General features: G+C 62.7%; 26 protein-coding genes. 15 read left to right on the top strand and 11 right to left on the bottom strand.

The genetic code is table 11. The features are described from left to right. Positions 1 to 7 precede the first annotated feature (7 nt). The gene (locus BIO17B3_RS06380) at positions 8 to 484 is read right to left on the bottom strand and encodes a 4Fe-4S dicluster domain-containing protein (RefSeq protein WP_013124126.1); all 477 of its coding nucleotides are present in this window, start codon (positions 482 to 484) and stop codon (positions 8 to 10) included. Between the two features lie 239 nt (positions 485 to 723). After that, positions 724 to 1,584: a ferritin-like domain-containing protein gene (locus BIO17B3_RS06375; RefSeq protein WP_156053469.1), complete on the bottom strand. Its 861-nt coding sequence runs from the start codon at positions 1,582 to 1,584 to the stop codon at positions 724 to 726. Positions 1,585 to 1,716: 132 nt separating this feature from the next. On the opposite strand from BIO17B3_RS06375, the gene BIO17B3_RS06370 reads away from it, so the two are divergent. Beyond that, positions 1,717 to 2,397 carry an OmpA family protein gene (locus tag BIO17B3_RS06370; protein WP_156053468.1) on the top strand — a complete coding sequence of 227 codons (681 nt, stop codon included), beginning with the start codon at positions 1,717 to 1,719 and terminating at the stop codon, positions 2,395 to 2,397. Positions 2,398 to 2,440: 43 nt separating this feature from the next. Here BIO17B3_RS06370 and BIO17B3_RS06365 read toward each other — a convergent pair whose 3' ends face one another. Beyond that, the gene (locus BIO17B3_RS06365; protein WP_156053467.1) at positions 2,441 to 3,805 is read right to left on the bottom strand and encodes an HD-GYP domain-containing protein; all 1,365 of its coding nucleotides are present in this window, start codon (positions 3,803 to 3,805) and stop codon (positions 2,441 to 2,443) included. Between the two features lie 172 nt (positions 3,806 to 3,977). Here BIO17B3_RS06365 and BIO17B3_RS06360 point away from each other — a divergent pair, with 172 nt between their 5' ends. After that, the gene (locus BIO17B3_RS06360) at positions 3,978 to 7,967 is read left to right on the top strand and encodes a DUF3683 domain-containing protein (RefSeq protein ID WP_156053466.1); all 3,990 of its coding nucleotides are present in this window, start codon (positions 3,978 to 3,980) and stop codon (positions 7,965 to 7,967) included. 2 nt (positions 7,968 to 7,969) lie between these two features. Continuing rightward, positions 7,970 to 8,587 (top strand): bifunctional nicotinamidase/pyrazinamidase, encoded by a 618-nt coding sequence (pncA, locus tag BIO17B3_RS06355; RefSeq protein WP_156053465.1) that lies wholly within the window; start codon positions 7,970 to 7,972, stop codon positions 8,585 to 8,587. 269 nt (positions 8,588 to 8,856) lie between these two features. Here pncA and BIO17B3_RS06350 read toward each other — a convergent pair whose 3' ends face one another. Next, on the bottom strand, positions 8,857 to 9,546 hold the full coding sequence (locus BIO17B3_RS06350) for a cytochrome b/b6 domain-containing protein (RefSeq protein WP_156053464.1): 690 nt from the start codon (positions 9,544 to 9,546) through the stop codon (positions 8,857 to 8,859). A gap of 48 nt (positions 9,547 to 9,594) precedes the next feature. Further along, a complete protein-coding gene (locus BIO17B3_RS06345) occupies positions 9,595 to 11,355 on the bottom strand; it encodes a tetrathionate reductase family octaheme c-type cytochrome (protein WP_156053463.1) in 1,761 nt (586 codons plus the stop codon). Positions 11,356 to 11,596: 241 nt separating this feature from the next. Between BIO17B3_RS06345 and BIO17B3_RS06340 the strand changes: the two genes are divergently transcribed. From BIO17B3_RS06340 to BIO17B3_RS06325, 4 genes are read left to right on the top strand one after another with little or no spacing between them, the layout of a single operon-like run. Continuing rightward, complete coding sequence (locus BIO17B3_RS06340) at positions 11,597 to 12,220, top strand: ferritin-like domain-containing protein (protein WP_156053462.1); 624 nt, start codon at positions 11,597 to 11,599, stop codon at positions 12,218 to 12,220. 35 nt (positions 12,221 to 12,255) lie between these two features. Next, positions 12,256 to 12,912, top strand: a complete 657-nt coding sequence (locus tag BIO17B3_RS06335; protein ID WP_232054203.1) for a sigma-70 family RNA polymerase sigma factor — start codon at positions 12,256 to 12,258, stop codon at positions 12,910 to 12,912. A gap of 2 nt (positions 12,913 to 12,914) precedes the next feature. Next, positions 12,915 to 13,643 carry an anti-sigma factor domain-containing protein gene (locus BIO17B3_RS06330; protein ID WP_232054202.1) on the top strand — a complete coding sequence of 243 codons (729 nt, stop codon included), beginning with the start codon at positions 12,915 to 12,917 and terminating at the stop codon, positions 13,641 to 13,643. A 3-nt stretch (positions 13,644 to 13,646) separates the two neighbouring features. Beyond that, complete coding sequence (locus tag BIO17B3_RS06325; RefSeq protein ID WP_156053460.1) at positions 13,647 to 14,093, top strand: HIT family protein; 447 nt, start codon at positions 13,647 to 13,649, stop codon at positions 14,091 to 14,093. Between the two features lie 23 nt (positions 14,094 to 14,116). Here the strand turns inward: BIO17B3_RS06325 and ppk2 are convergent, their stop codons facing one another. The 6 genes from ppk2 to hemA form a co-directional block, all read right to left on the bottom strand. Next, positions 14,117 to 15,310 (bottom strand): polyphosphate kinase 2, encoded by a 1,194-nt coding sequence (gene ppk2, locus BIO17B3_RS06320; RefSeq protein ID WP_156053459.1) that lies wholly within the window; start codon positions 15,308 to 15,310, stop codon positions 14,117 to 14,119. A gap of 170 nt (positions 15,311 to 15,480) precedes the next feature. Then, positions 15,481 to 16,059, bottom strand: coding sequence for a UbiX family flavin prenyltransferase (locus BIO17B3_RS06315; protein ID WP_156053458.1), 579 nt, complete (start codon positions 16,057 to 16,059; stop codon positions 15,481 to 15,483). A 56-nt stretch (positions 16,060 to 16,115) separates the two neighbouring features. Continuing rightward, a complete protein-coding gene (gene grxD, locus BIO17B3_RS06310; protein ID WP_013106911.1) occupies positions 16,116 to 16,433 on the bottom strand; it encodes a Grx4 family monothiol glutaredoxin in 318 nt (105 codons plus the stop codon). A 35-nt stretch (positions 16,434 to 16,468) separates the two neighbouring features. Continuing rightward, positions 16,469 to 17,389, bottom strand: a complete 921-nt coding sequence (gene prmC / locus BIO17B3_RS06305) for a peptide chain release factor N(5)-glutamine methyltransferase (RefSeq protein ID WP_156053457.1) — start codon at positions 17,387 to 17,389, stop codon at positions 16,469 to 16,471. Between the two features lies 1 nt (position 17,390). Further along, the gene (gene prfA / locus BIO17B3_RS06300; RefSeq protein WP_156053456.1) at positions 17,391 to 18,467 is read right to left on the bottom strand and encodes a peptide chain release factor 1; all 1,077 of its coding nucleotides are present in this window, start codon (positions 18,465 to 18,467) and stop codon (positions 17,391 to 17,393) included. A 95-nt stretch (positions 18,468 to 18,562) separates the two neighbouring features. Further along, positions 18,563 to 19,870 (bottom strand): glutamyl-tRNA reductase, encoded by a 1,308-nt coding sequence (gene hemA / locus BIO17B3_RS06295; protein ID WP_156053455.1) that lies wholly within the window; start codon positions 19,868 to 19,870, stop codon positions 18,563 to 18,565. 716 nt (positions 19,871 to 20,586) lie between these two features. Between hemA and rplN the strand changes: the two genes are divergently transcribed. The 8 genes from rplN to rpsE all read left to right on the top strand — a co-directional run bounded on the left by rplN (position 20,587) and on the right by rpsE (position 24,112). Continuing rightward, positions 20,587 to 20,955 carry a 50S ribosomal protein L14 gene (gene rplN, locus BIO17B3_RS06290; RefSeq protein WP_013106906.1) on the top strand — a complete coding sequence of 123 codons (369 nt, stop codon included), beginning with the start codon at positions 20,587 to 20,589 and terminating at the stop codon, positions 20,953 to 20,955. 33 nt (positions 20,956 to 20,988) lie between these two features. Beyond that, on the top strand, positions 20,989 to 21,306 hold the full coding sequence (gene rplX, locus BIO17B3_RS06285; RefSeq protein ID WP_013124110.1) for a 50S ribosomal protein L24: 318 nt from the start codon (positions 20,989 to 20,991) through the stop codon (positions 21,304 to 21,306). A gap of 11 nt (positions 21,307 to 21,317) precedes the next feature. After that, the gene (gene rplE / locus BIO17B3_RS06280; protein ID WP_013106904.1) at positions 21,318 to 21,857 is read left to right on the top strand and encodes a 50S ribosomal protein L5; all 540 of its coding nucleotides are present in this window, start codon (positions 21,318 to 21,320) and stop codon (positions 21,855 to 21,857) included. 9 nt (positions 21,858 to 21,866) lie between these two features. Further along, the gene (gene rpsN, locus BIO17B3_RS06275) at positions 21,867 to 22,172 is read left to right on the top strand and encodes a 30S ribosomal protein S14 (RefSeq protein WP_013106903.1); all 306 of its coding nucleotides are present in this window, start codon (positions 21,867 to 21,869) and stop codon (positions 22,170 to 22,172) included. Between the two features lie 91 nt (positions 22,173 to 22,263). Beyond that, positions 22,264 to 22,662: a 30S ribosomal protein S8 gene (rpsH, locus tag BIO17B3_RS06270; RefSeq protein ID WP_013106902.1), complete on the top strand. Its 399-nt coding sequence runs from the start codon at positions 22,264 to 22,266 to the stop codon at positions 22,660 to 22,662. Positions 22,663 to 22,675: 13 nt separating this feature from the next. Then, a complete protein-coding gene (gene rplF / locus BIO17B3_RS06265; RefSeq protein ID WP_156053454.1) occupies positions 22,676 to 23,209 on the top strand; it encodes a 50S ribosomal protein L6 in 534 nt (177 codons plus the stop codon). Between the two features lie 14 nt (positions 23,210 to 23,223). Further along, positions 23,224 to 23,580 carry a 50S ribosomal protein L18 gene (gene rplR / locus BIO17B3_RS06260; RefSeq protein WP_156055242.1) on the top strand — a complete coding sequence of 119 codons (357 nt, stop codon included), beginning with the start codon at positions 23,224 to 23,226 and terminating at the stop codon, positions 23,578 to 23,580. A gap of 13 nt (positions 23,581 to 23,593) precedes the next feature. Then, complete coding sequence (rpsE, locus tag BIO17B3_RS06255; RefSeq protein WP_013106899.1) at positions 23,594 to 24,112, top strand: 30S ribosomal protein S5; 519 nt, start codon at positions 23,594 to 23,596, stop codon at positions 24,110 to 24,112. The last annotated feature ends 5 nt before the right edge of the window (positions 24,113 to 24,117 follow it).

The raw sequence follows: 24,117 nt of genomic DNA, 5'->3' as shown, positions 1-24,117 counted from the left end.
ATTGCGGTCAGGCTGCGGCGTTCTGGTTGCCCAGCTTGTCGGCCCATTGCTGCATGCGCGACAAGCCGGTCCAGCTGGCATCGATATAGGTGATGGCGCCAGTGGGGCAGGCTTCGGCGCAGGCCGGCTCGCCGCCGCACAAGTCGCACTTTTGCACCTTGCCGGTATCGGCCACATAGTTCACCGTGCCGAACGGGCAGGCGATGGTGCAGACCTTGCAGCCCACGCAAACATTTTCGAGCACGACCTTGGCGCCCGTGGCGGCGTCGAGCTTGATGGCCTCTACCGGGCAGGCGTGCAGACACCAGGCTTCGTCGCACTGGGTGCAGGTGTAGGGCACCTTGCGGCCAGTCTCGTGGAAATCGAACACCTTGATGCGACTTTTTGAGGTGTTAAAAATTCCGTAGTTTTCATACGAGCAGGCCATCTCGCATTGCAGGCAACCCGTGCACTTGTCAGGGTCGATATGCAGGGACTTTTGCATCTTGCATCTCCTCGATTGTTATGGACATCTGAGCCACTTGACCGCGCTGCACGCCCGGTACTTACTGCGAACGGGCCTGATGCGGCTTTGACCATCGCAATATAGGCCGTGGTTTTGAAGGGTGAAAGCGGGCGAAATGCTTTGCCCGACTAGGGCGCTCGGGTATGTGCCGGAGCGTTATCCACCTGCTGTGCAACGGGAGAAACCACGAAGCGCGCGGCGGGCTTTCGCGCCCGAATTCACGCGGCCATCACCCGCCGCGCCAGATGGGTCAAAGGCCGCTCGATCAAATGCTCCATACGGTGCGGCAGCGCCAGCGGCTTGAGCAGCATCTTCACCGCCTGCTCCATCGGAAGCCGCGCGCCCACATGGTGGTGCAGACGTTGGCAGATATGCTCGAAAGGTACATCGCCGACTGCATCGAAGTGGGGCTGGAACAGCCAGACGTGACGCAGCGCGATATCGGAATCGCTGGTGCGCAGTTCAGCCAGCCGACGCTTGAGCGCGCCGAGAATGCGTGCGCGCGACAGATTGCGCTCGGCGTTGATCTCTTTGAAGTAGCGGTAAAAGTGCTTGTAGTGCTGCACCTCGTCGACACGAATGTGCTCGGCCAGTTCGTTGAGAACCGGCTCGCAAGTGAAGTCGCGCAGGGTCTGGTAGTAAGTGGCCGTGCCGGTTTCCACCACACAACGGGCGACGAGCTCCAGTGCGCGGTCGTCTTCAAGTTCTTCGACGGTGCACAGGCGCGAGTATTCGCTGAAAAAAGAAGCGTAGGCTGCCTCCCAGTCGAACTCGGGCCAGACGGTCTGCACATAGGTCTTGAGCGCGCGGCCGTGCTGCAGTTCCTCCGGTTCCCACTGATGCTGCAGCCAGTCGGAAATAGCGGGATAGGCGTCGAAATGTTCGACCAGATTACGGGTGTAGGTTTCCGAGCCCGACTCGACAAAAGAAGCGCTGGCCAGCAGATAGAACAGTTCGACGTTGTCGTGAACCGACTCGGTGCGGATACGCGGGTAATCGATCCAGTCCAGCGTCCAGTGCGGTTGATGGTCTGACGCGCTTCGGCCGGGGGATGGGGATGTTGGAGTGGCGCGGTTCATAAGATGACTTTCTACCCTGTCATGCTTCAAGCATAGACTGAAAATTCGACATCACAGTTCCTCATCCGCCTCCCAACCCGTCTAAACTTGTCACAAGGCATGACCTCTTCACATTGGCACAAGGAGCCCTTCATGAAGTCCCAAAAAACCCTGGCAGTCGTTCTCTCCGCCAGCCTCGTCGCGCTGTCGCTGGGCGGCTGCGCGAACATGAATGAGTCGCAGAAAACCACCGCCTCCGGTGCGGGCATCGGCGCCGCTGCCGGGGCTGTGATCGGCGCTTTGACGGCGGGCGGCAACACCGGCAAGAGCGCCGCAACTGGCGCGGTAGCGGGTGCGGCAGTGGGCGCCTTAGGCGGCTATTTGTGGAATCAGCATCTGGAGAAGCAAAAGCAGGACTTGCAGGCTCAGGCGCAGGCCTCGGGGACGGGCGTGCAGGTCACGCAAACGCAGGACAATCGTCTCAAGATGAACGTGCCGGCCGATGCAGGCTTTGCCACGGGCAGCGCGCAGCTCAACCCGCGCATGTATCCCATTCTGGAAAGCCTGGCCACCGGCCTGAATCAGAACCCTTCTGAAACCGTGCAGGTGTTCGGTTTCACCGACAACACGGGAACCGACGCGATCAACTACCCGCTTTCTGAAAACCGCGCGCTGACGGTGAAGAACTTCCTGGTGTCGCGCGGCGTGGCGGCGCAGCGCGTCACCACCCAGGGCCTGGGCCCGCAAAACCCGGTGGCGAGCAACGCCACGGTGCAGGGCCGCGCCGCCAACCGGCGGGTGGAAATTTATGTGGCCATGCCAGCCCAGCGCTGAGACGGTGCCTCCCTGTGCGGTGCTCCCCTAGCAGCGCTGCACTTCAGGCGGCGAGGGCCATGGGTTCCGGTATCGGGCGCTCCAGCAGTTCCACGGCTTTGCACAACGCGTCGAAACACTGGGGGTCGAGCGCGGTGCCCACGGTCTTGGACATGATCTGCAGGGTTTCCGGGATGGGCACGGCGCCGCGGTAGGGCCGGTCGGCGGAAATGGCGTCGAAGATGTCGGCGGTGGTGATGATGCGGGTTTCCAGAGCAATGTGTTCGGCGGTAAGGCGGCGCGGGTAGCCGGTGCCGTCGAGCCGCTCGTGATGCGCGGCGCTGACGCGGGCCAGCTCGGAGAAGGCGCTGATCCGTCCCAGAATGCGCTCTGTGTAGGTGGCATGCATCTGCACGGCCTGCCATTCGGCCGCGTCGAGTTTTCCGGCCTTGTCGAGTATCGCATTGCTCACGCCGAGCTTGCCCACATCGTGGAGCAGTGCGCCGCGGTACAGCCAGCGGCGGCGCTCGGGCGCGAAATCAAGCTGGGTGGCGATGTGGTCGGCATAGAGTGCCACGCGGGCGCTGTGTCCGGCGGTGTAGGGGCTCTTGGCATCGACAATCTGACCGAAGGCGGCGGCGATTTCGTCCAGATAGTCTTCGTCCAGCGGCACGCAGCATTGCGCGGGCTCCAGTGCGAGAACCTGGTGGTCGAGATCGGGGGCGCGCAGCGTCTGCCAGAAGCCTTCGCGCTCCGAGAGGGCGAGAAAGGCATCGACCAGTTCAGGGTCGAACCAGCCGCCTCGCCGACGGCGGATTTCCTCGCGCGCCTCGGCCGGGCCGCTGGCGGTGAAAAACACATCGACCACCTGCGACAGCAAGGCCAGCCGGGCGTAGAGCGGAATGTGCTCGCCCGTCAGACCTTCGGGTTTGCCGCTGCCATCCCAATGTTCATCCAGTCCGTGGATGCCTTGGGCGACGTTTTCGGGAAAGCGCAGTTGCCGCGCAATGTCGGCGCCGCGCTGGCAGCGGGTTTGAATGAGTTCCTGCGCGATGTCACTGCCATTGCGAAAGATGTTGAGCGTGGCGCGAAAGCGCTCGGCCAGGCCACTGCGCAGACCCGTGTGATCGAGCACGAAGCGCAGCACATGCGGCAGGCTGCCGTCGAGCAGCTTGAAGTCGCGCTTGAACTGCAAATCGTCGGCGAGGTAGAGCTCGCAGATGCGGGCGGCATTGCTGCTGCAGCCCAGGTCTTTGAGCAGCAGGGTGTAGTACAGCTCCCATTGCTGCGGAGCGGGCAGGCCGATTTCTCGACCGACCGACATGCCGATCCAGGCGCAGCGCACGCAGTGGCCTTCGGGCTGGCCCTCGGTCATGTCGAGCGCGTGACTGAGGGCGCTCATCAGTTCGGCGAGTTTGAGATTTTCCATGCGGGCAGCATAGAAGCTAGGGATTTCCCGAGTTTGTTGTGCTGCACCATCTGATCGGCGCTTGCGTGAAATTTGTCACGAAAATGCCCTGAGCGTTGTTCTCATACGGAAATAACAGCCTCCCTACAATGGCGGTTTATCTCCCCCGCTCCGCCTGCCGGACGCCGCTGCGATGAACGCCCCCGCTTCACACGCTCCTGAATTGATGCCCGCCTTGGGCGCAGACGCGGCCGATGCCGCCCCCCGCCTGCGCGAAATTCCGTACAACTACACCTCCTTCTCCGACCGCGAAGTGGTCATGCGCCTGCTGGGCGAGCAAGCCTGGGACTGGCTCAACCAGTTGCGGCAGGAACGTCGCACCGGGCGTTCGGCGCGCATGTTGTACGAAGTGCTGGGCGACATCTGGGTGGTGCAGCGCAACCCGTTTTTGCAGGACGATTTGTTGCAGAGCCGCAAACGGCGTGCCGCGCTGATCGGTGCGCTCGAACACCGCCTGCGCGAAATCGACCGCCGCCGCGACGACAGCGCGCACAGTGGCAACTCGGACGCGCAGCGCGACGCCTTGGTGCGTCAGTTGCTCGACCGCGCCCGTGGGGCCGTGGCCGCCTTCGCCGCCTGGTTCGACGAGGCCGCGGCGCTGCGCCAGCGCGCCCGCAAGGTGCTGGGACGACACAGTGCGCAGGGCGCGATCCGCTTCGACGGCATGGCGCGGGTGTCGCACGTGACCGACGCCACCGACTGGCGGGTGGAATATCCCTTCGTCGTGCTCTGTCCTGACAGCGAGGACGAGATTGCCGGCTTGGTGCGGGGCTGCATCGAGCTCGGGCTGACCATCATCCCGCGCGGTGGCGGCACCGGCTACACCGGCGGCGCGATTCCGCTGGTGTGGAAGAGCGCGGTGATCAATACCGAAAAGCTCGACCACATCGGCGCGGTCGAATACCTCGAACTGCCCGGCGTGGCCCATCCCGTGCCCACCATCCAGACCCCGGCCGGGGTGGTGACGCAGCGCGTCTCCGACGCGGCCGACGCCGCCGGACTGGTATTTGCGGTCGATCCCACCTCGGCCGACGCCTCCTGCGTGGGCGGCAATGTGGCGATGAACGCGGGTGGCAAAAAAGCCGTGCTGTGGGGTACAGCCATCGACAACCTGGCGTCCTGGCGCATGGTCGATCCACAAGGTCGCTGGGTGGAGGTGCAGCGGCTCGACCACAACCTCGGCAAGATTCACGATGTGGATGTGGCCCGCTTCGAGGTGCGCACCTTGGCGGCCGACGGCGTGACCTTGCTGGAGCAGCGGCTGCTGGAAATTCCCGGCGCGCGCTTCCGCAAAGAGGGTCTGGGCAAGGACGTGACCGACAAATTCCTCGCGGGCCTGCCGGGTGTGCAAAAGGAAGGTTGCGACGGCATCATCACCAGCGCCCGCTGGGTGCTGCACAAAATGCCGCCGCATGTGCGCACCGTCTGCCTGGAATTTTTCGGCCAGGCGCGCGAGGCCATTCCCAGCATTGTCGAGATCAAGACCTTTCTCGACGCGCGGCCGGGCGGCGCCATTCTGGCGGGCCTGGAGCATCTGGACGACCGGTACCTGAAGGCCGTGGGATACGCCACCAAGAGCGCGCGCGGCACCCTGCCCAAGATGGTGCTGTTCGGCGACATCGTCGGCGAAGATGAAGCCGCCGTGGCCCGCGCCGCCTCTGAAGTGGTGCGCATGGCCAATGCGCGGGTGGGCGAAGGCTTCATCGCGGTGAGTGCCGAGGCGCGCAAAAAATTCTGGCTCGATCGCAAGCGCACCGCAGCCATCGCCCGCCACACCAACGCCTTCAAGATCAACGAAGACGTGGTGATTCCGCTGCCGCGCATGGGCGAATATGTCGATGGCATCGAACACATCAATGTCGAACTGTCGCTGAAAAACAAGCTGGCGCTGGTAGCCGAGATCGACCGGACGCTGCGCGGCACGCTGCCGCTAGCGCGCAACGAAGAGCTGGCCGATGGCGAGCCTGCGCTGTCCAAGGAAGACCTGGAGGCCAAGCGCGCCCAGGCGCTGGAACTGCTGGCGGCAGTGCATGCGCGCTGGTCGTTCTATCTCGATCAGCTCGACAGGCCTTTGGCGGAACTGCCCGATGCACAGCGCGCGCTGTTGTCTGCATCGCCCGCATTGCTGGCGCTGCCTGCGGGGGCAAATACCGAAGACCGCACCCTGTTCCACCTGCTGCAGGATCATTCCCTGCGCGCCTCTTGGAAGGCCGAGTTGCGCAAGCCTTTGGCGGCGGTGTTTTCCGGCGGCTTGTTCGAGCCGCTGCGCCGCGAGATCGACGCCATTCATCAGCGCGTGCTCAAGAGCCGCGCCTGGGTGGCGCTGCACATGCACGCGGGCGACGGCAATGTGCATACCAATATCCCGGTCAACTCTGACGACTATTCGATGCTGCAGCAGGCGCACGACGCGGTGGCCCGCATCATGGCGCTGGCGCGCAGCCTGGGCGGGGTGATCTCGGGCGAGCACGGCATCGGCATCACCAAGCTGGAGTTCCTCACCGAAGCCGAGATCGGCGCTTTCCGCGCCTATAAGCGCGAAGTCGATCCCGAAGGGCGTTTCAACAAGGGCAAGCTGCTCGACGATCCGGCGTATCCCGCCGATTTGCGCAACGCCTACACGCCCAGCTTCAACTTGATGGGACACGAGTCGCTCATCATGCAGCAAAGCGACATCGGCGCCATCAGCGCCTCGGTGAAGGATTGCCTGCGCTGCGGCAAGTGCAAAAGCGTGTGCGCCACGCATGTGCCGCGCGCCAATCTGCTGTATTCTCCGCGCGACAAGATTCTCGCCACCTCGCTGCTGATCGAGGCCTTCCTGTACGAAGAGCAGACCCGGCGCGGCGTGAGCATCCGGCACTGGGAAGAGTTTGAAGACGTGGCCGACCACTGCACGGTTTGCCACAAGTGCGTGACGCCCTGCCCGGTGGACATCGACTTCGGCGATGTCACCATGAATATGCGCAACCTGCTGCGCAAAATGGGCAAGAAGAGCTTCAAGCCGGGCAACGCGGCGGCGATGTTCTTCCTCAATGCAACCAATCCGCAGACCATCAAGCTGGTGCGCAGCGCCATGGTGGACGTGGGCTTCAAGGCGCAGCGCCTGGCCACGCGCCTGCTCAAACCCGTCGCCCGGGCGCAGACCGCGGCGCCCAAGCTCACGGTGGGCAAGCCGCCGATCCGCGAGCAGGTGATTCACTTCGTCAACAAGCCCATGCCGGGCGGCCTGCCGAAAAAAACCGCGCGCGCGCTGCTCGACATCGAAGACAAGGATTTCGTGCCCATCATCCGCAACCCGCGTGGCACCTCGGTGGACAGCGAGGCGGTGTTCTATTTTCCCGGCTGCGGCTCAGAACGCTTGTTCAGCCAGGTCGGGCTGGCGACGCAGGCCATGCTGTGGCATGCGGGGGTGCAGACCGTGCTGCCGCCGGGCTATCTGTGCTGCGGCTATCCGCAGCGCGGCTCGGGGCAGTTCGACAAGGCGGAGAAGATCATCACCGACAACCGGGTGCTGTTCCACCGCGTGGCCAATACTCTCAACTACCTCGACATCAAGACCGTGGTGGTGAGCTGCGGCACCTGCTACGACCAGTTGCAGGGCTATGAATTCGAGAAAATTTTTCCGGGCTGCCGCATCATCGACATCCACGAATTCCTGCTGGAGAAGGGCTATAGCCTCAGCCCCGGCGGCGCGGCGGGCGAGGTCAAGTACCTCTATCACGACCCCTGCCACAGTCCGATGAAAACGCAGGAACCGATGAAAACGGTCAAGGCGCTGCTGGGCGACGGCGTGCTCAAGAGCGAGCGCTGCTGCGGCGAGAGCGGCACGTTTGGCATCTCACGGCCCGACATCGCCACCCAGGTGCGTTTCCGCAAGGAAGAAGAGCTGCGCAAGAACGAGCTGGCGCTGCGCGCCGATGGTTTTGCCGGGGACATCAAGATTCTGACTTCCTGTCCGTCCTGCCTGCAGGGGCTCACGCGGTATGGCAACGATCTGCAGCATGGCTTGCTCGAAGCCGACTACATCGTGATCGAAATGGCGCGTCACCTCATCGGCGAAGACTGGATGGCCGACTACGTCAAGGCTGCGAACAACGGCGGCATCGAGCGCGTGCTGGTGTGAGCATGAAGCCTGCGCCCGTGCTGCTGGTGATCGATGTGCAGAACGGCTTTTGCACTGGAGGCGGCCTGCCGGTGCCGGATGGCGAAGCCGTGGTGCCGGTGATCAACCGGCTGGCGGCCAAGTTTTCGCAGGTGGTGTTGACGCAGGACTGGCACCCGCCGGGCCATGCGTCGTTTGCCAGCGCGCATCCGGGGCGGCAGCCTTTCGAGACCATTACCTTGCCCTACGGCCCGCAGGTGCTGTGGCCGGATCATTGCATTCAAGGTACACGCGACGCTGCCCTGCACCCCGATCTGCACATTGCGCACGCTCAAGTCCTCATTCGCAAAGGCTGGCGGGCCGGCATCGACAGTTACTCAGCCTTCATGGAAGCCGACCGCAGCACGCCCACCGGCTTGACGGGCTATCTGCGCGAGCTGGAGGTGCGCGAACTGGTGTTGTGCGGATTGGCCACGGATTTCTGCGTGGCCTGGAGCGCGCTGGACGCTCGGGCTGCAGGTTTTGAGGTGACCGTGGTGGAAGACGCCTGCCGCGCCATCGATCTCAACGGCTCGCTGGATCAGGCCTGGGCGCAGATGCGCGCCGCCGGGGTGCGGCGCGCAATGTCCACCGCGTTCTGATTAGGGCCTGTTCACGCTATTGATGCCCCCGCGTTGCCCCCAGACGGGGAGGGATGCAAGGCGGAGGTGCGAGGCAAGGCTGGTCGCCTTGCCTCGCACCGACAACGCCGCAGACGCCCCGTCTGGGGGCAACCCTTCGGGCCGGGGGTCTGGGCGGCGCACTGCCACGTTGCAGTCCGCTTGTGGTGCAATACACCATGGCGCGGCCTGCGCCTCGCATTGCCTCCGCCCAGACCCCGGCGCGGGGGCATCAATAGCGTTAACAGGCCCTAGACGTTTTCGCCCGGCGTGAGCGTGGCCGTGGGAGCAACCGAGGGGGCGGCCTTGGCCCGCGGATGGTGATGCACCGGCTCGTCTTCATAGCCGCGGATCATGGCCATGATGTGCGCCAGCGGCGTGTGGCCCGTGGTGGTGAGATAGACGTGGATGATGAAAAAAATCAGCATCATGTAAGCGCCGATGGTGTGCGCCCAGGCCACAGTCTGCAGGCTGATGCCCCATTGCCGCCAGATAGGCCAGGCGCCCCAGTCGGCGAAGAACAGCAGCCAGATGCCGCTGATCCAGATGATGGGATTGATCATCAGCTTCACCCACAGATAGGCCAGACGCTGCAGCGGGTTGTGCTTGCGCGCGACGGTCTGGTGATAGGGATGTTCCTCGCCGCGGAACATGCCATAGGCGTAATGCCGTGCGACCAGAAAAATCTTGTCGAATGTGGGGATGTATTGCTTCCATTCCCCGGTGGTGAAGTGCCAGAAGATGGCGAACACCCACAGGGTCACCAGCGCCCAAGCCGCAAAGGTGTGAATGCGCAGCGCGGTAAGGAACTCCACGCCGAGGTCATACAGGCCGTGGATGCGAAAGCCGGTCACCATCAGCAGGATGATCAGCCCGGCCTGGCTCCAGTGCCAGAAGCGCTCGAACCGCTTGAACAGGATGACGTGTTTTTTGTGTGACATGACGAATTCCTCGAAGTGTCTGTGTGAGGTTGCACTGCGGGCTGCGGGTCAGTGGCTCTTGCTTCCGGGTTTGTTGCGGCGGCGCAGCCACAGAAAACTTCGGATGCCGCCATGCACCATCACCCCGGCCAGACTCAGCCCGGCAACGCCCAAGCCGATGGTTTCGATCCAGTTCTGATGGTCTTTGCCGCGACCCGGGACGTAGATGCCGTCGATCTTTTCCAGCCGACCGTTGTTGCTGTGGCATTGCGCGCAGCTCAGCGCCTTGTCCTTGGGTGCGACCATATGCGTGATCGGCCAGGTGGTGGTGGTCTTGACGAATTCGTACTTGCCCGACCACTCCAGCCCCGCCTCTTTCATGCCGGCGGCGATGGACTTCTGCCAGTCCATGGTGTGCCAGTAGGCCGCATCGTCGAAGCCTGCGTTGTGGATGGCGAGCAGGCGGTGCATCTCCGGGTCGTAGGGCTGGGTGCCCTTCATGGTCTTCACCGGCCAGATGCGTGATTTGCCATCGGTCGCGCTGCCGCCGTACTGGTTGATGGCGACGACGCCGTCTTTGTTGGGCGTCACCTTCTCGCCGATGTTCATCCACTTCACCGCGCCGTTGAACCAGGTGTAGTCGGGCACGACGTTTTCACCCAGCTTGAACTGGCCTTTGATGCCTAGATAGGTGGGGTGGCCGTGCTCGTCCTTGATGACCAGGGGCTTGCCGTCCGGGCCGCGCTGGCCGGCCTTGGAATAGTCCCATTCCATTTTGGTGGGCACGCCGCCGCGGGCGAACTCGGGGATATGGCAGGTCTGGCAGGCGATATTGCGGGTGTGCATGTTCAGGTCCTGCGCCAGATTGCCCTTGTGCGGGGTGTCGCCGTGGCAGGACTGGCAGCTTGCCGCGCTGCCCATATTGTGTTGGCTGCCGCGCACATACTGTCCGCCCTCGTGCTTGGCGTCGAGCTTGTAGTGGCTGCCGCTGACCTCGTGTCCGCCGGTGGCGTGGCAGGTCTGGCACTGGAAGTTCAGCCCGTCCTTGGCCATGTGCACGTCGAGTGATTTGGGCGGATTAATCAGCGAGCTGTCCAGGTCGCCATGCTTCACGCCGTCTCCTCCGCCGCCGTTGAAGTGGCAGGTGCCACAGTTGGCGCGCGAGGGCGCGCCCACATGCTGCGCGATCAGGGCCAGATCGATCGGTTCGATGAACTTGCCCGAGCCAGGCGGCATTTCGATGCGGGTCGTGGGCGGGTTGCCCGACTGATACGGCGCTTTGACGTATTTGCCGGTCTGGTCGTGGCAGACCAGGCAGTCCACATCGGTATCGGGACGTTTGCTGAAGGCGACGAACTCGCCGCTTTTCGCATCGCCGTAGCCGACATGACAGCCGGTGCAGAACTGCTGGTTGCTCGGCGTGGACACGCAGAAGTTGTTCATCACCTTGTTCTTGCCGACGATGCGCTTGGAGTCCTGCTCCACCTCCTCCCACTTCCAGTGGATGGTGCCCTTGATCTGCTTGGCCGCCTCGGTGTGGCAACTCAGGCAGGCGGCGGTGACCTCGGAGCCGTTTTTGAACGGACCCTGCAATTCCTTGAACTTGCTGTGATCCGCCGTGGTTTTTGTGCCTGTAGGCATTTTGGGCACCACGCGGTAAGGCGAGTGGATGTCGACTTCGGCCATCGCCGACTGCGGCGCCGACGGAGGGATAGACGCAGCAGGGTTGGCCAGGGCTAGCGGGGCGCTGGTCGCAACCGCGCAGAGGGCGGCCAGACGAAGCCAGAAGCCGAAGCGGGCGGCAGGCGCGAAGCGGTGGGTAAACGGCATGACGAACACTCCAGTCGGTGTGCGAAACGGATCAATCAGGAGCGCATGGTTGCAGATACATACAGTTGCAAAAGTGACAAGACGCAAAAATTTCCTAGCCCGATATGCCGGAATTGCAATCTTTTGATCTGGGATAAATGAATCGCGCGGTTTGAATCCGTTTTGCCCGCTGGCGCGTAATTCAAGCAACAGCCGCACAGACCGCGCTGTTCTCGTTTTTTCTCTTTCAGGAGGTTTCACCATGCAACGCACGCAAGCCGCAGTCCACACCGCCCTTTCCCCTTCCGCCGCCCCCGAGGATTCCAGCGGGCAGGGTGCCAGCCGCCGTCAGTTCTTCCGCGTCGGCGGCCTGTTCGCCGCGGGGCTGGCCGCTTCCAGCGCACTGGCACCAGCAACGAGCTGGGCAGGGACGATGTCCCAGTCGACCACGGACGACATCGCCATTCTCAACGTCGCACTCGGGTTGGAATATCAGGCCATCGCTGCCTATCAGGTCGGCGCCGAATCGGGTTTGCTGGAAAAACCGGTGCTCGCCGTGGCCGTGAAATTCCAGGGACAGCACAAAGCGCATGCCGAGGTGCTGTCGTCCACCATCGGCAAGCTGGGCGGCACGCCGGTCATGGCCAAGAAGCCAGATGAGTACGGCTTCCCCACGGCCTCGCTCAAATCGCAGGCCGATGTGCTGGAATTCGCCGCCGGGCTGGAAAAGGGCGCAGCCAGTGCCTATCTGGGCGCGGTGCCGCAATTCCACAACAAAGATCTCGCCAAGGCCGCGGCCAGCATCATGGGCGACGAGACTATGCACTGGGCCATTCTGCTCAACGCCTTGGGCAAAGACCCGGTGCCTGCGGCGTTCATCGCCTGATCGCCGAGGGCATCCCGAACAGCGGGTGCGGCGCGATGTCGGTAACATTCGCCGCAAACCCGCCTGCTTTGCGGCACGCCTTCATCGGGCGGCGCCGCGAACGCCGGATTGCCCTCCACGCTGCGCTCATGCCCGACCTGCAATCCCTGCTTGCCTACACCGCCCTGGCCGACCGCGACGCGTTCGGCCAGTTGTACGCGGCCACGCAAAACCGGGCCTGGGCGATCTGCCTGCGGCTGCTGCGCGACCGGTCGTTTGCCGAAGAGGCCATGCAGGATGCGTATGTGAAGGTCTGGCATCAGGCCGCAAGCTACCGGCCTGCTTTGGGCAGCCCGGAGGCCTGGATTTCCGCGCTGGTGCGCAACACCTGTCTCGATCGCCTGCGCGCCAATAAGCGCGAGGCGCAATATGTCGTTTCATTGCAGGGCGATGAGGCGGATGATCCGCCCGAAATCGCGGATTACCGCACGCCTGAAGCGCTGCTCGAAGCCCGCTTGCAGGGCCAACCGATGGAGGATTGTTTAGGACAGCTGCAACCCCGCCAGCGTGATCTGCTCGCGGCGGCGTATGTCTTAGGGCAGTCCCACGCCGAAGTCGCTCGCGAGCGTGCTCTGCCGCTGGGCACGGTGAAAACGCTGATCCGGCGCGCGGTGCTGTTTTTGCGCGACTGTCTGGGGGAGGGCGCAAGGTGACGATGCCCGCACGCTACCGCAACAGCGATCTGCTCGACCGGCTGGCGGCCGACTGGCTCACAGGCGGGCTCAGCCCGGCTGCGCAGCGTCGCGCCCAGCGTTTGCTGGAGCAGAGCCCTGAGTTTGCCCAAGCGGTGCAAGGCTGGCGCACGCGGCTCGATGCCAGCTTGCTGTCGGCAGCGCAAATCGGTCAGCCGTCCGACTCGGTCTGGCAGGGCATCACCGCGCGCCTCGATTCCCCGCGCGTGACTCAGCCTGCGGGGGTTGGCAAGTCGACGTCCTGGGGCGTTGAAGCCTGGCGGCGCTTGTCTCTGTGGCTTGGCGGCGTGGCCGTGGCTGCGGTGGCCTTATCAGTCGTGGTGCTGGTGCAGAACCCGGAGGTCGGCCGTGGTACGGCCGCGCCAGTACAGATGGCGGCGTTGATGCACGGCGCGGGCGGGCAGGCCGCCGTTGTGACGGTGCAGAACGGCAAGCTGACTTTGACGGCCGTTGGCGCCATGACGCCACCCAGCGGCAAGAGCTACCAACTCTGGCTGCTGCCCACGCAGGGCGCCCCCATTTCTTTGGGCGTCGTGGCGGCGGGACAGAGCCGCTACCCCATTCCCGAGTCAGCGCAGTCGCATCTGTCGCAGGCCAAGGCGTTTGCCGTCAGCGTGGAGCCGCCCGGTGGTTCTCCCACAGGCCTGCCGACCGGGCCGGTGATCATGGTGGGCGCGGCGCAGCGCGCGTGAGCGATGTCGAGCGAGACGGCCTGCGCACTCTGTAAGACCGACGGCGGGCGGCTGATCTGGCGCGGTGCGGAATTCCGCCTGATCCGGGCAGACGACGCCCTGCTTCCGGTGTTTTACCGGTTGGTGTGGAACGCGCATGTGGCCGAGTTCAGCGACTTGACCGCGCTGCAACGCCTGACCTGCCTGGACGCGGTGGCGCTGGCCGAGCAGTCGCTGCGCGAAACGCTGGCACCCGACAAAATCAACCTCGCCAGCCTGGGCAATGTGGTGCCGCATCTGCACTGGCATGTCATCGCGCGCTGGCGCTGGGACGCTTACTGGCCGCAATCCGCTTGGTCTGCCGCGCAGCGCCCGGCCGATGAGGCCATGCTGACCAGCCTCGGTGCACGCCTGCCGGAGGTGGATGCGGTTTTGAAGCGCGCGTTCGCACAGCGTTTCGGTGGGGCATAAGTCGGAAAATCAGATCAGGGCGATCAGACGTACTCGCCCTTGCTCAGATCGTGCTCACCGCGCTCGTGAATGAAGTTGGCGCGGCCGACGATGAGGTTGTCCACCTCGCCGATGCGCGTCACATCCTTGCCGGTGTAGGGCAGCGAATGCAGCACGTAGCGCATGGCGTTGAGGCGCGCGCGCTTCTTGTCGTTCGACTTCACCACCGTCCAGGGGGAATCGGCCGTATCGGTGTGGAAGAACATGGCCTCTTTGGCGCGGGTGTAGTCGTCCCACTTGTCGAGCGAGGCCATGTCGATGGGCGACAGCTTCCACTGCTTGAGCGGGTGCACCTGTCGCTCCTTGAAGCGGCGGCGCTGCTCGTCCTGGCTGACTGAGAACCAGAACTTGATGAGATGAATGCCGCTGCGCACCAGATTGCGCTCGAACTCCGGCGCTTGGCGCAGAAATTCGTGGTACTCGGCGTCGGTGCAAAACCCCATCACGCGTTCGACCCCAGCCCGGTTGTACCAAGAGCGGTCAAACAGCACGATCTCGCCGGCCGTGGGCAGATGCTGCACATAGCGCTGGAAATACCACTGGCCGCGTTCGACCTCGCTAGGTTTTTCGAGCGCCACCACGCGCGCGCCACGGGGGTTGAGGTGCTCCATCACCCGTTTGATGGTGCCGCCCTTGCCCGCTGCGTCGCGCCCCTCGAACAGAATGATCACACGCTGTCGGCTTTCCTTCACCCAGGCCTGCAGCTTGAGCAGCTCGGTTTGCAGCACGAATTTCTGCCGTTCGTAATCTCGCCGCAGCATCTTGAATTTGTAGGGATAACCGCCCTTGCGCCAGTCTTCGGCCAGCTCATCACTGGTGTGTTGCGGGGCGGGCTCGCCTGCCGGCATGCCCAGCGCCGCCCGCATGGCCGCGGCATCGTCGGGGGCGTCACCCTCCAGAATGGCTTGCACACCTTCGTTGTGGAGGTCTGCAGGCGGCGGGCCTTTGAGGATGGTGTCGAGCGCCGCCAGTTCAGCCTGCTGCGCCGCCTCTTGCGACTGATCGATCACGAACTTGCGCACGCCAGCGGGCGTGAGATGCGGCGGAATGTCGCCTTGTGCAACCTTGTTGTGGGCGGTGTTGTGCGCGGCCTGGCGCTGCTGTGCCGACTTTGCCGGGCTGACCCGCTTGCGCGCAGGCCGTGCTGTTGTTTTACGTGGGGCGGTGGGTGAATTCATGGCATCTCCAAGTGGATACTGCCTTTATAGACCCTGGGTGCGGACGCCCACAATGACATCGGACAAACGGCAGCGCTTATAAGCGCCCCCAGGGCCGGGCTGCGCCCAGCCCGCCCCCCGAGGGGGTCAAGGAAACTTGGGGCGGCCCTGCGTTTCCTTGAGCGCTGTGTTCAGCTTGACCTGACTCCCGACCACTCCTGGCCGAGATCGTGGGCGATGGCGAACTGGTCGAGCACGCGCGCCAGGCTGGCGTCGACCATCGCTTCGATGCTGGCGGGCCGCAGATAGAACGCGGGCAGGGGCGGGAAAATGACGCCGCCCATTTCCGTGACGGCGGTCATATTGCGCAGATGGGCGAGGTTGAGCGGCGCCTCGCGCGGCAGCAGCACCAGCTTGCGGCGCTCTTTCAGGCACACGTCTGCCGCGCGAGTGATGAGGTTGTCGCAAAAGCCGTGGGCAATGGCTGCCAGAGAGCGCATGGAGCAGGGCGCCACCACCATACCCAAGGAGGAAAACGAGCCGCTGGCAATGGTCGCGCCGATGTCGCCGACGGGATGCACCACATCCGCCAGCGCCTCGACTGCCTTGCGGTCGAGGTCCATTTCCACCTTGAGGTTGAGCACGCCGGCGGCGGAAATCAGCAGATGCGTCTCAACGCCGCCGAACCGCTGCAGATGTTGCAGCAGACGCACGCCATAGACGATACCCGTCGCCCCGGTCAGCGCCACGATGAGTCTTGGCCGGGTCATGGGAGCGGCGGGCAGAAGGGGGGCGTCAAGCGAATGTCAGTCAAACGAATGCGCACTTATTTCAGGCTGCCCAGCAGAGCTTGCAGCTCGCCGCTTTGCGCCATCTCGGCCATGATGTCCGAGCCGCCGACGAATTCGCCCTTGACGTAAAGCTGCGGGATGGTGGGCCAGTTGGCGTATTCCTTGATGCCCTGGCGAATGCCTTCGTCCTGCAGCACGTCCACAGCCTTGATCTGGCTGACGCCGCACGACTTGAGCAACTGCACCGCGCGCCCCGAAAAACCGCACATGGGGAATTGCGGCGAGCCTTTCATGAACAGCACTACGTCGTTGTTCTTGACGATTTGATCAATTTGCTCTTGCACACTGGACATGGCGGCATTTCCTGGTTGATGTCGATCAAGCAATTTTAGAGGGCGGCCGGTTTTGTTGCGGACGGGAGCCTATTTCGAGAATCGCCGCAACTAGCCGCGACTATCCCGCCGCTCACCCGTTCGATACCGGCCAGATCACGTGCGCTGAACACCTTGCGATACCCGTGAGCTTCCAGCAAATCGCGCACGGCAGCCGCCTGATCGTAGCCATGCTCCAGGAGCAGACAGCCTTCGTCCCGCAGAAACCGGCCGGCCTGCGCAATGATCTGGCGCAGATCGCCCAGCCCGTCCGGGTTGGGATGCTGGCCGGTCAGCGCGAGGGCGGGTTCATGGCGCAAGGCGGGCAGATGCGGGTCGTGCGCAGCGATGTAAGGCGGGTTGGAAACAATGCAGTCGAAGCGCGCTGTCGTCGCCGGGGGTTGCAAGGCATCCCACCAGTTGGACTGGAGAAAGTGCACCTCGCCTCCTGCGCGCCGGGCATCGAGCAGCCGCCGCGCATTGCCTTGCGCCACGGCGAGCGCGGCAGCGCTGGCGTCCAAGGCCCAGACCCGCACATGCGGGCGGGCATGGGCGATGGCGATGGCAATCGCTCCGCTGCCGGTGCCCATGTCGAGCGCCGTGGGCGCGTGGGTGGCGGGCAGGGCGTCGAGATGGCGCAGGGAGAGTTCCACCAACAATTCGGTATCCGGGCGGGGAATGAGCACATCGGGGGTTACTTCGAAACTCAGGCCGAAAAACTCGCGCTCTCCCAGCACATAGGCCAGCGGCTCGCCGTCGCGCAGGCGCGTCGCCAGCGCGTGCAGCCGGGTCAGTTCGGCCGAGTCAAGCAGGCGTTCGGGATGGGCGGCTTGCTGGGCGCGGCTCCAGCCGAGTACGGCCTCGATGAGGGCCTGTGCGTCCAGCCGGGGCAGGCCGCAGGTTCGCGTCCAAGCGGCCAGATCGCGCGGCGCTGTCATCTCATGCTCCTAAGGCTGCCAGTTGCGAGGCCTGATCTTCGGTGCGCAGGGCGGTGAGCAGTTCGTCGAGGTCGCCGTCCAGGATGGCGTCGATTTTGTAGAGGGTGAAGTTGATGCGGTGCTCGCTGACCCGGCCCTGCGGAAAGTTGTAGGTGCGGATGCGGTCGGAGCGGTCGCCGCTGCCCACCAGGCTTTTGCGCGTGGCCGCTTCCTCTGCCTGCCGGGCCTGTCGTTCTCGCTCGGCCAGACGCGCGGCCAGTACCGACAGTGCGCGCGCCTTGTTGCGGTGCTGCGAGCGCTCGTCTTGGCACTCCACGACCAGCCCGGTGGGCAGGTGGGTGATGCGTATGGCCGAGTCGGTCTTGTTGATGTGCTGCCCGCCCGCACCCGAGGCGCGAAAGGTGTCGATGCGCAAGTCGGAAGGATTGATCTGGATCGCCTGAGCCTCATCCACCTCGGGCATCACGGCCACGGTGGCCGCACTGGTATGAATGCGTCCCTGTGTCTCGGTCTTGGGCACCCGCTGCACGCGGTGGCCGCCCGATTCGTATTTCAGCAGACCGTAGGCGCCTTCACCCGCGACGCGCAGAATCACTTCCTTGTATCCGCCGAGATCGCTCGGGCTCTCGCTGATCACTTCGGTCGCCCAGCGCTTGCGCTCGGCATAGCGCGCATACATGCGCAGCAAGTCGGCGGCGAAAAGCGCGGACTCTTCCCCCCCCGTCCCGGCCCGGATTTCCACGAACACGTTGCGGCTATCGTCCGGGTCGCGCGGCAACAAGGCGACCTGAAGCTGGGCTTCAAGCGCGTCAAGGGCAGCGCGTGCATCCTGAATTTCCTGTTGTGCCAGCTCCTTCATGTCGGGGTCGCTCAGCAACGATTCCGCCTGCGACAGGTCTTCTGTTTTTGTCTTGTATTGCACATACAGCCCGACCACGGCTTGCAGCTCGGCCAGTTCCCGCGTCATGTTGCGAAAGCGCTGCAGATCCGCGGTGCAATCGGGTGCGGCAAGCAAGGCGTCAAGCTCGTCGGCCCGGCGTTGCATCTGCTCCAGTTTGTCCAGCAGAGAAGGTTTCATGGGGGATGTGGAACAGCCGCGCCTGGGTGCGCGGGCGGTAAACCGAAGGCGCTAAAAAGAAAGAAGCGCTGGATTTGGAGGGCGTGGAGGACGCGCTAGACCTGCGAGTCAGAGGGAGAATCGGAATCGCGTCGGTGCGGGCACAGAAACACCCGCTCGACCGCCTGCGCCACGACTTGGCGATGAGACGGATCGCCCTGGTGCAGCGCGGTGAAGGCGCCGTGCAGGAATTTGTGCGACAGGCCCCGCGCAAGTGCGTCCAGCACGGCCTCGGGCGACTCGCCCCGAGCCAGCAGACGTCGGGCGCGTTCGACCTCGTGCGTCTGCCACTGTTCGCTTTGCGACTGCAGTCGTTGAATGAGGGGCACCTGCGAGCGCAGATCAAGCCATTCGAGAAAACCATGCACCCGGTTTTCGATAATGGCCTCGGCCTGTTCGATCGCGGCCTGGCGCTTCTCCGTATTGCTGCGCACCAATGCAGACAGATCGTCGACCGAATACAAATAGACATCGCGCAGTTGCGCGACCTCGGGCTCAATGTCGCGCGGTACGGCCAGATCGACCATGACCATGGGTTTGTGCCGCCGCTGTTTGATGCTGCGTTCAACCGCGCCCAGACCGATGATCGGCAGGCTGCTGGCGGTGCTGGTCACGACCACATCAAATTCGCCCAGCCGCTGCGGCATGTCGGTCAGCCGAATGGCTTCCGCCCCGAACCGCTGTGCCAGATGGGCGCCGCGCTCCACGGTGCGATTGGCGATCACCATGCTCTTGGGATGGTGCGCGGAAAAATGCGTGGCCACAAGTTCGATCATGTCGCCCGCGCCGATGAACAACACGCGACACTCCTGAAGGCTCTCGAACACAGTTTGTGCCAGGTGCACGCTGGCTGCTGCCATGCTGACCGAGTGAGCGCCGATTTCCGTATTGGTGCGTACCTCTTTGGCCACGGAAAAAGTACGCTGAAACATCTGATTCAGCGTGCTGCCCAGAGCGCCCGAATCCGAAGCGACCCGCACCGCTTCCTTCATCTGCCCCAGAATCTGCGGCTCGCCGAGCACCATGGAATCCAGGCCGCTGGCCACACGGAAGGCGTGTCGAACGGTACCGTCTTGTACCAGGCGATAACTATGGTCGGCCAGGTCATCGAACTGCACTTGGCGCTCGGTGGACAGCCAGTGCAATAGGGCATCACGCGGGTCGCTTTCGGCCGCGCAATAGATTTCAGTGCGGTTGCAGGTCGATAGAATGGCCGCTTCGATGGGGCCATTTCGGCGCCCGTTCAGCATGTTCACCTTCAGCCGTTGAAGCGCGTCTACCAAGGTATCGGCAGAAAACGCCAGCCGCTCGCGTACCCCGACGGGTGCGGTTTGGTGGTTGAGTCCGATGGCAGCGAGCAACATAATCAGATCGTGATTTTAAGAACTGTCGCGACTTTGAGCGACTGATCTTGATCAAACCAAGAATGCGCTTGAGGCCTTCAAAGACGACATTGTCCACCATTAAACGACCTGGTGCATCGGTGCAAACAGCAGGTTTCGCGCACTGCTGACGTTCTTCCTGCACGATTTCTTAGAGAATTTTCATGCTCCCCCTCTTTTTATCGTGGCTGATCCAGACAAGCCTCATGCCCTTGTTTGTGGGCGCCTTGACCGGGGGATTGGCGCACCGGGCCTGGGGAAGTGGCTGCGCCGCCAGTTGGGGACGCCGAGCGAGTTGGGCGGCGATCGGTGCATTGCTGTTGCATCTCGTACTCGTGGGGGGCGGATTGCTTCGAGAAGGATCGATCTGGGATTACGCTGCCGTCCTGCTGGCGGCCTCTCTCATCAGTGCTGTCGCTTGCCGGGGTGGCCGCGTCACCAAACGCTCTTGAGCATCAAAGGCGGAAGGTCGCGAAAAAGGAGTTGACAACGGCTTTGCGCCCTTGCACAATTCAATGCTTCGCCGTTTTGCAGCTCTTTAAAGGGTGCGGAAAGGCGCGAAGCCAGCCGAAGTTCGTGATGCTGCAAGTTGGCGCACGGTGGCTGCTGAACAAAAACTGAGCAACACAGATCAATTCCCGCACCAGGGAGCCAAGACTGGCGCATTTTTTGCGACTAAGTTGGGTGAAGGAAATTACATGATTCAGACGCAATCCAGACTGGATGTCGCCGACAATACGGGCGCCAAATCCGTCATGTGCATCAAGGTGCTGGGCGGCTCCAAGCGCCGCTACGCCGGCGTGGGCGACATCATCAAGGTCAGCATCAAAGAAGCTGCCCCGCGCGGTCGCGTGAAAAAAGGTGAGGTTTACAGTGCCGTCGTGGTACGTACCGCCAAGGGTGTCCGCCGTGCGGACGGCTCCTTGATCAAGTTCGATGGCAATGCGGCCGTGCTGCTCAATGCCAAACTCGAGCCCATTGGTACGCGCATTTTCGGTCCGGTGACGCGTGAACTGCGCACGGAGCGCTTCATGAAGATCGTGTCTCTGGCGCCTGAGGTTCTTTGAGCCCTGCTCTGAGCTGTCGAAAAAGGATTTGTGATGAACAAGATTCGCAAAGATGACGAAGTGATTGTCATTGCTGGCAGCGACAAGGGTCGCCGCGGCAAAGTGGCGGCGCGTGTGGATGCCGACCACATCGTGGTCGAGGGTGTGCATACGGTCAAGAAGAATGTGCGCCCCAATCCGATGAAGGGCGAGGCGGGCGGTGTGGTGTCCCGCGATCTGGCGATTCATCAAAGCAATGTGGCTATTTACAACCCCGCGACCGGCAAGGCGGATCGCGTCGGCTTCAAGACTCTGGGTGATGGCGCCAAAGTGCGCGTCTTCAAATCCAGTGGCGAGCAGATCAAGGGCTGACCGGAGGATTTATGTCGCGCCTGCAGACGATTTATAAAGACAAAGTCGTGCCCGAATTGATGGCCAAGTTTGGCTACAAGTCGGTCATGGAAGTGCCCCGCCTGACCAAGGTGACACTCAATATGGGTGTGTCCGAGGCGGTGGCTGATAAAAAAGTGATGGAGCACGCGGTGGGTGATCTCACCAAGATCGCGGGCCAAAAGCCGGTTGTCACCAGGTCGCGCAAGGCGATTGCCGGATTCAAAATCCGCGAAGACCTGCCCATCGGTTGCATGGTGACCTTGCGTGGTGGTCGCATGTACGACTTCCTCGATCGTTTTGTGACCATCGCCCTGCCGCGTGTGCGTGATTTCCGCGGCATCTCTGCGCGTGCTTTCGACGGTCGTGGCAACTACAACATCGGGGTCAAAGAGCAGATCATCTTCCCGGAAATAGAGTACGACAAGATCGATGCGCTGCGTGGTCTGAATATCAGCGTGACCACGACGGCGAAAACCGACGAGGAGTGCAAGGCCTTGCTCGCCGCGTTCCGCTTCCCTTTCAAGAACTGAAGAATCATCATGGCGAAACTGTCCCTGATCAACCGCGAAAAGAAGCGCGAAGACTTGGTTGCAAAATTTGCATCGAAGCGCGCTGAACTGCAGGCCATCGTTGATGACGCCTCCAAGTCTTTTGAAGAGCGCTACGAGGCGCGCTTGAAAATTCAGCAGATGCCACGCAATTCCAGTCCAACCCGGCTGCGCAATCGCTGCGCCATCACCGGTCGCCCGCGCGGTACGTTCCGCCAGTTCGGGTTGTCGCGCAGCAAGATTCGCGAGCTGGCGTTCCGCGGGGAAATTCCCGGCGTGACCAAATCCAGCTGGTAATCGGTCACACAGACAAGTTGAGTTCGGTTGTCACGTATCGATTGTTGCGTTGCTTGCCGACTAGACGCCAAAAGTTTTTAGGAGAGTATTGATGAGCATGAGTGATCCCATCGCCGACATGCTGACGCGTATTCGTAACGCGCAGATGGTCGAGAAGGCGAAGGTAACGATGCCAGCTTCCAAGATCAAAGCTGCAATCGCTCAGGTCCTGCACGAAGAGGGCTATATCGACGGCTTCAATATCCGTCGTGAGAGTGATGCCAAGGCGAATCTTGAGATTTCGTTGAAGTACTACGCGGGCAAACCGGTGATCGAGCGTCTTGAGCGCGTCAGTCGCCCGGGCCTGCGCGTCTATCGCGGCAAAGAAGCCATTCCCCAAGTGATGAATGGCCTGGGCGTTGCCATCGTTTCGACTCCCCGTGGGCTGATGACCGACCGCAAGGCCCGTCAAGTCGGCGTGGGTGGCGAAGTTCTCTGCTACGTCGCTTAAGGAGAGAACAGACATGTCACGTATTGCCAAATATCCGGTTGCAGTGCCGGCAGGTGTTGAGGTCAATCTCAGTGCCGAGACCATCGCCATCAAGGGCGGGCTCGGCAAGCTGGAGCGTGCCCAATACGCCGGCGTGCGGATCGCCCAAGAAAATGGGGAACTGACTTTCGCCCCGGTCGACGAGTCTCGCGAGTCGCATGCCATGTCGGGAACCATGCGTGCCCTGGTTGCGGGCATGGTGCACGGCGTGTCCAAGGGTTTTGAGCGCAAGCTCACCCTGGTTGGCGTGGGCTTCAAGGCTCAGGCTCAAGGCGCCAAGTTGAATCTCTCGCTGGGTTTTTCCCATCCCATCGTCAAGGACATGCCTGAGGGCATCAAGGTGGAAACGCCGACTCCCACCGAGATCGTCATTAAGGGTGTGGACAAGCAACTCGTTGGCCAGATCGCTGCCGAAGTTCGTGCCTATCGTCCGCCTGAGCCCTACAAGGGCAAGGGTGTGCGTTACGCCGACGAAGTGGTGGTGATCAAGGAAACCAAGAAGAAGTAAGGGCCAGGATCATGATCAGCAAAAACATTTCCCGCCTGCGCCGTGCCCAGGCAACTCGCCGCCGTATCGCGCGTCTGCGTGTGGTTCGTCTGTCGGTGCATCGCACCAATCAGCATATTTACGCCAACATCATTTCCGCCGAGGGCGACCGCGTGCTCGCCTCTGCATCAACCGTGGAAGCGGAAGTTCGCGGACAACTGGGCGGGCATGGAGGCAACCTGGCAGCCGCGGTTGCCGTGGGCACCCGTATTGCCGAGAAGGCCAAGGCGGTCGGCATCGACACCGTCGCTTTCGACCGTTCGGGTTTTCGCTTTCATGGGCGCGTCAAGGCGCTCGCTGAGGCTGCGCGTGAAGCCGGCCTGAAGTTCTGAGAACGAGCACATCATGGCTAAAGTTCAAAACAAGTTTGCCAACGAAGCGCGCGACGATGGTCTGCGCGAGAAAATGATTGCGGTCAACCGCGTCACCAAAGTCGTCAAGGGCGGTCGTATTCTCGGTTTCGCCGCCTTGACCGTGGTGGGCGACGGCGATGGCCGCATCGGCATGGGTAAAGGCAAGGCGCGTGAAGTGCCTGTGGCCGTTCAAAAGGCCATGGAGCAAGCGCGTCGCAATATGGTGAAAGTGCCCCTGAAGGGCGGCACGCTGCACCACAAGGTGATGGGCCAGCATGGTGCTTCGAACGTCATGATGCTGCCTGCTGTGCAGGGTACGGGCATCATCGCGGGTGGTCCCATGCGCGCCATGTTCGAAGTGCTGGGAGTGACCGACATTGTGGCCAAGAGTCACGGTTCGTCCAACCCCTACAACATGGTCCGCGCAACGCTCGACGCTTTGACCAATATGAACTCCGCTCAGGAGATCGCCATGAAGCGTGGCAAGACCGTTGAAGAAATTCTGGGTTGAACATC

This window comes from Thiomonas sp. OC7 (genome assembly GCF_900634595.1).
Taxonomy (GTDB): Bacteria; Pseudomonadota; Gammaproteobacteria; order Burkholderiales; family Burkholderiaceae_C; genus Thiomonas; species Thiomonas arsenitoxydans.
This window is presented reverse-complemented; position numbering and strand designations above follow the sequence as displayed.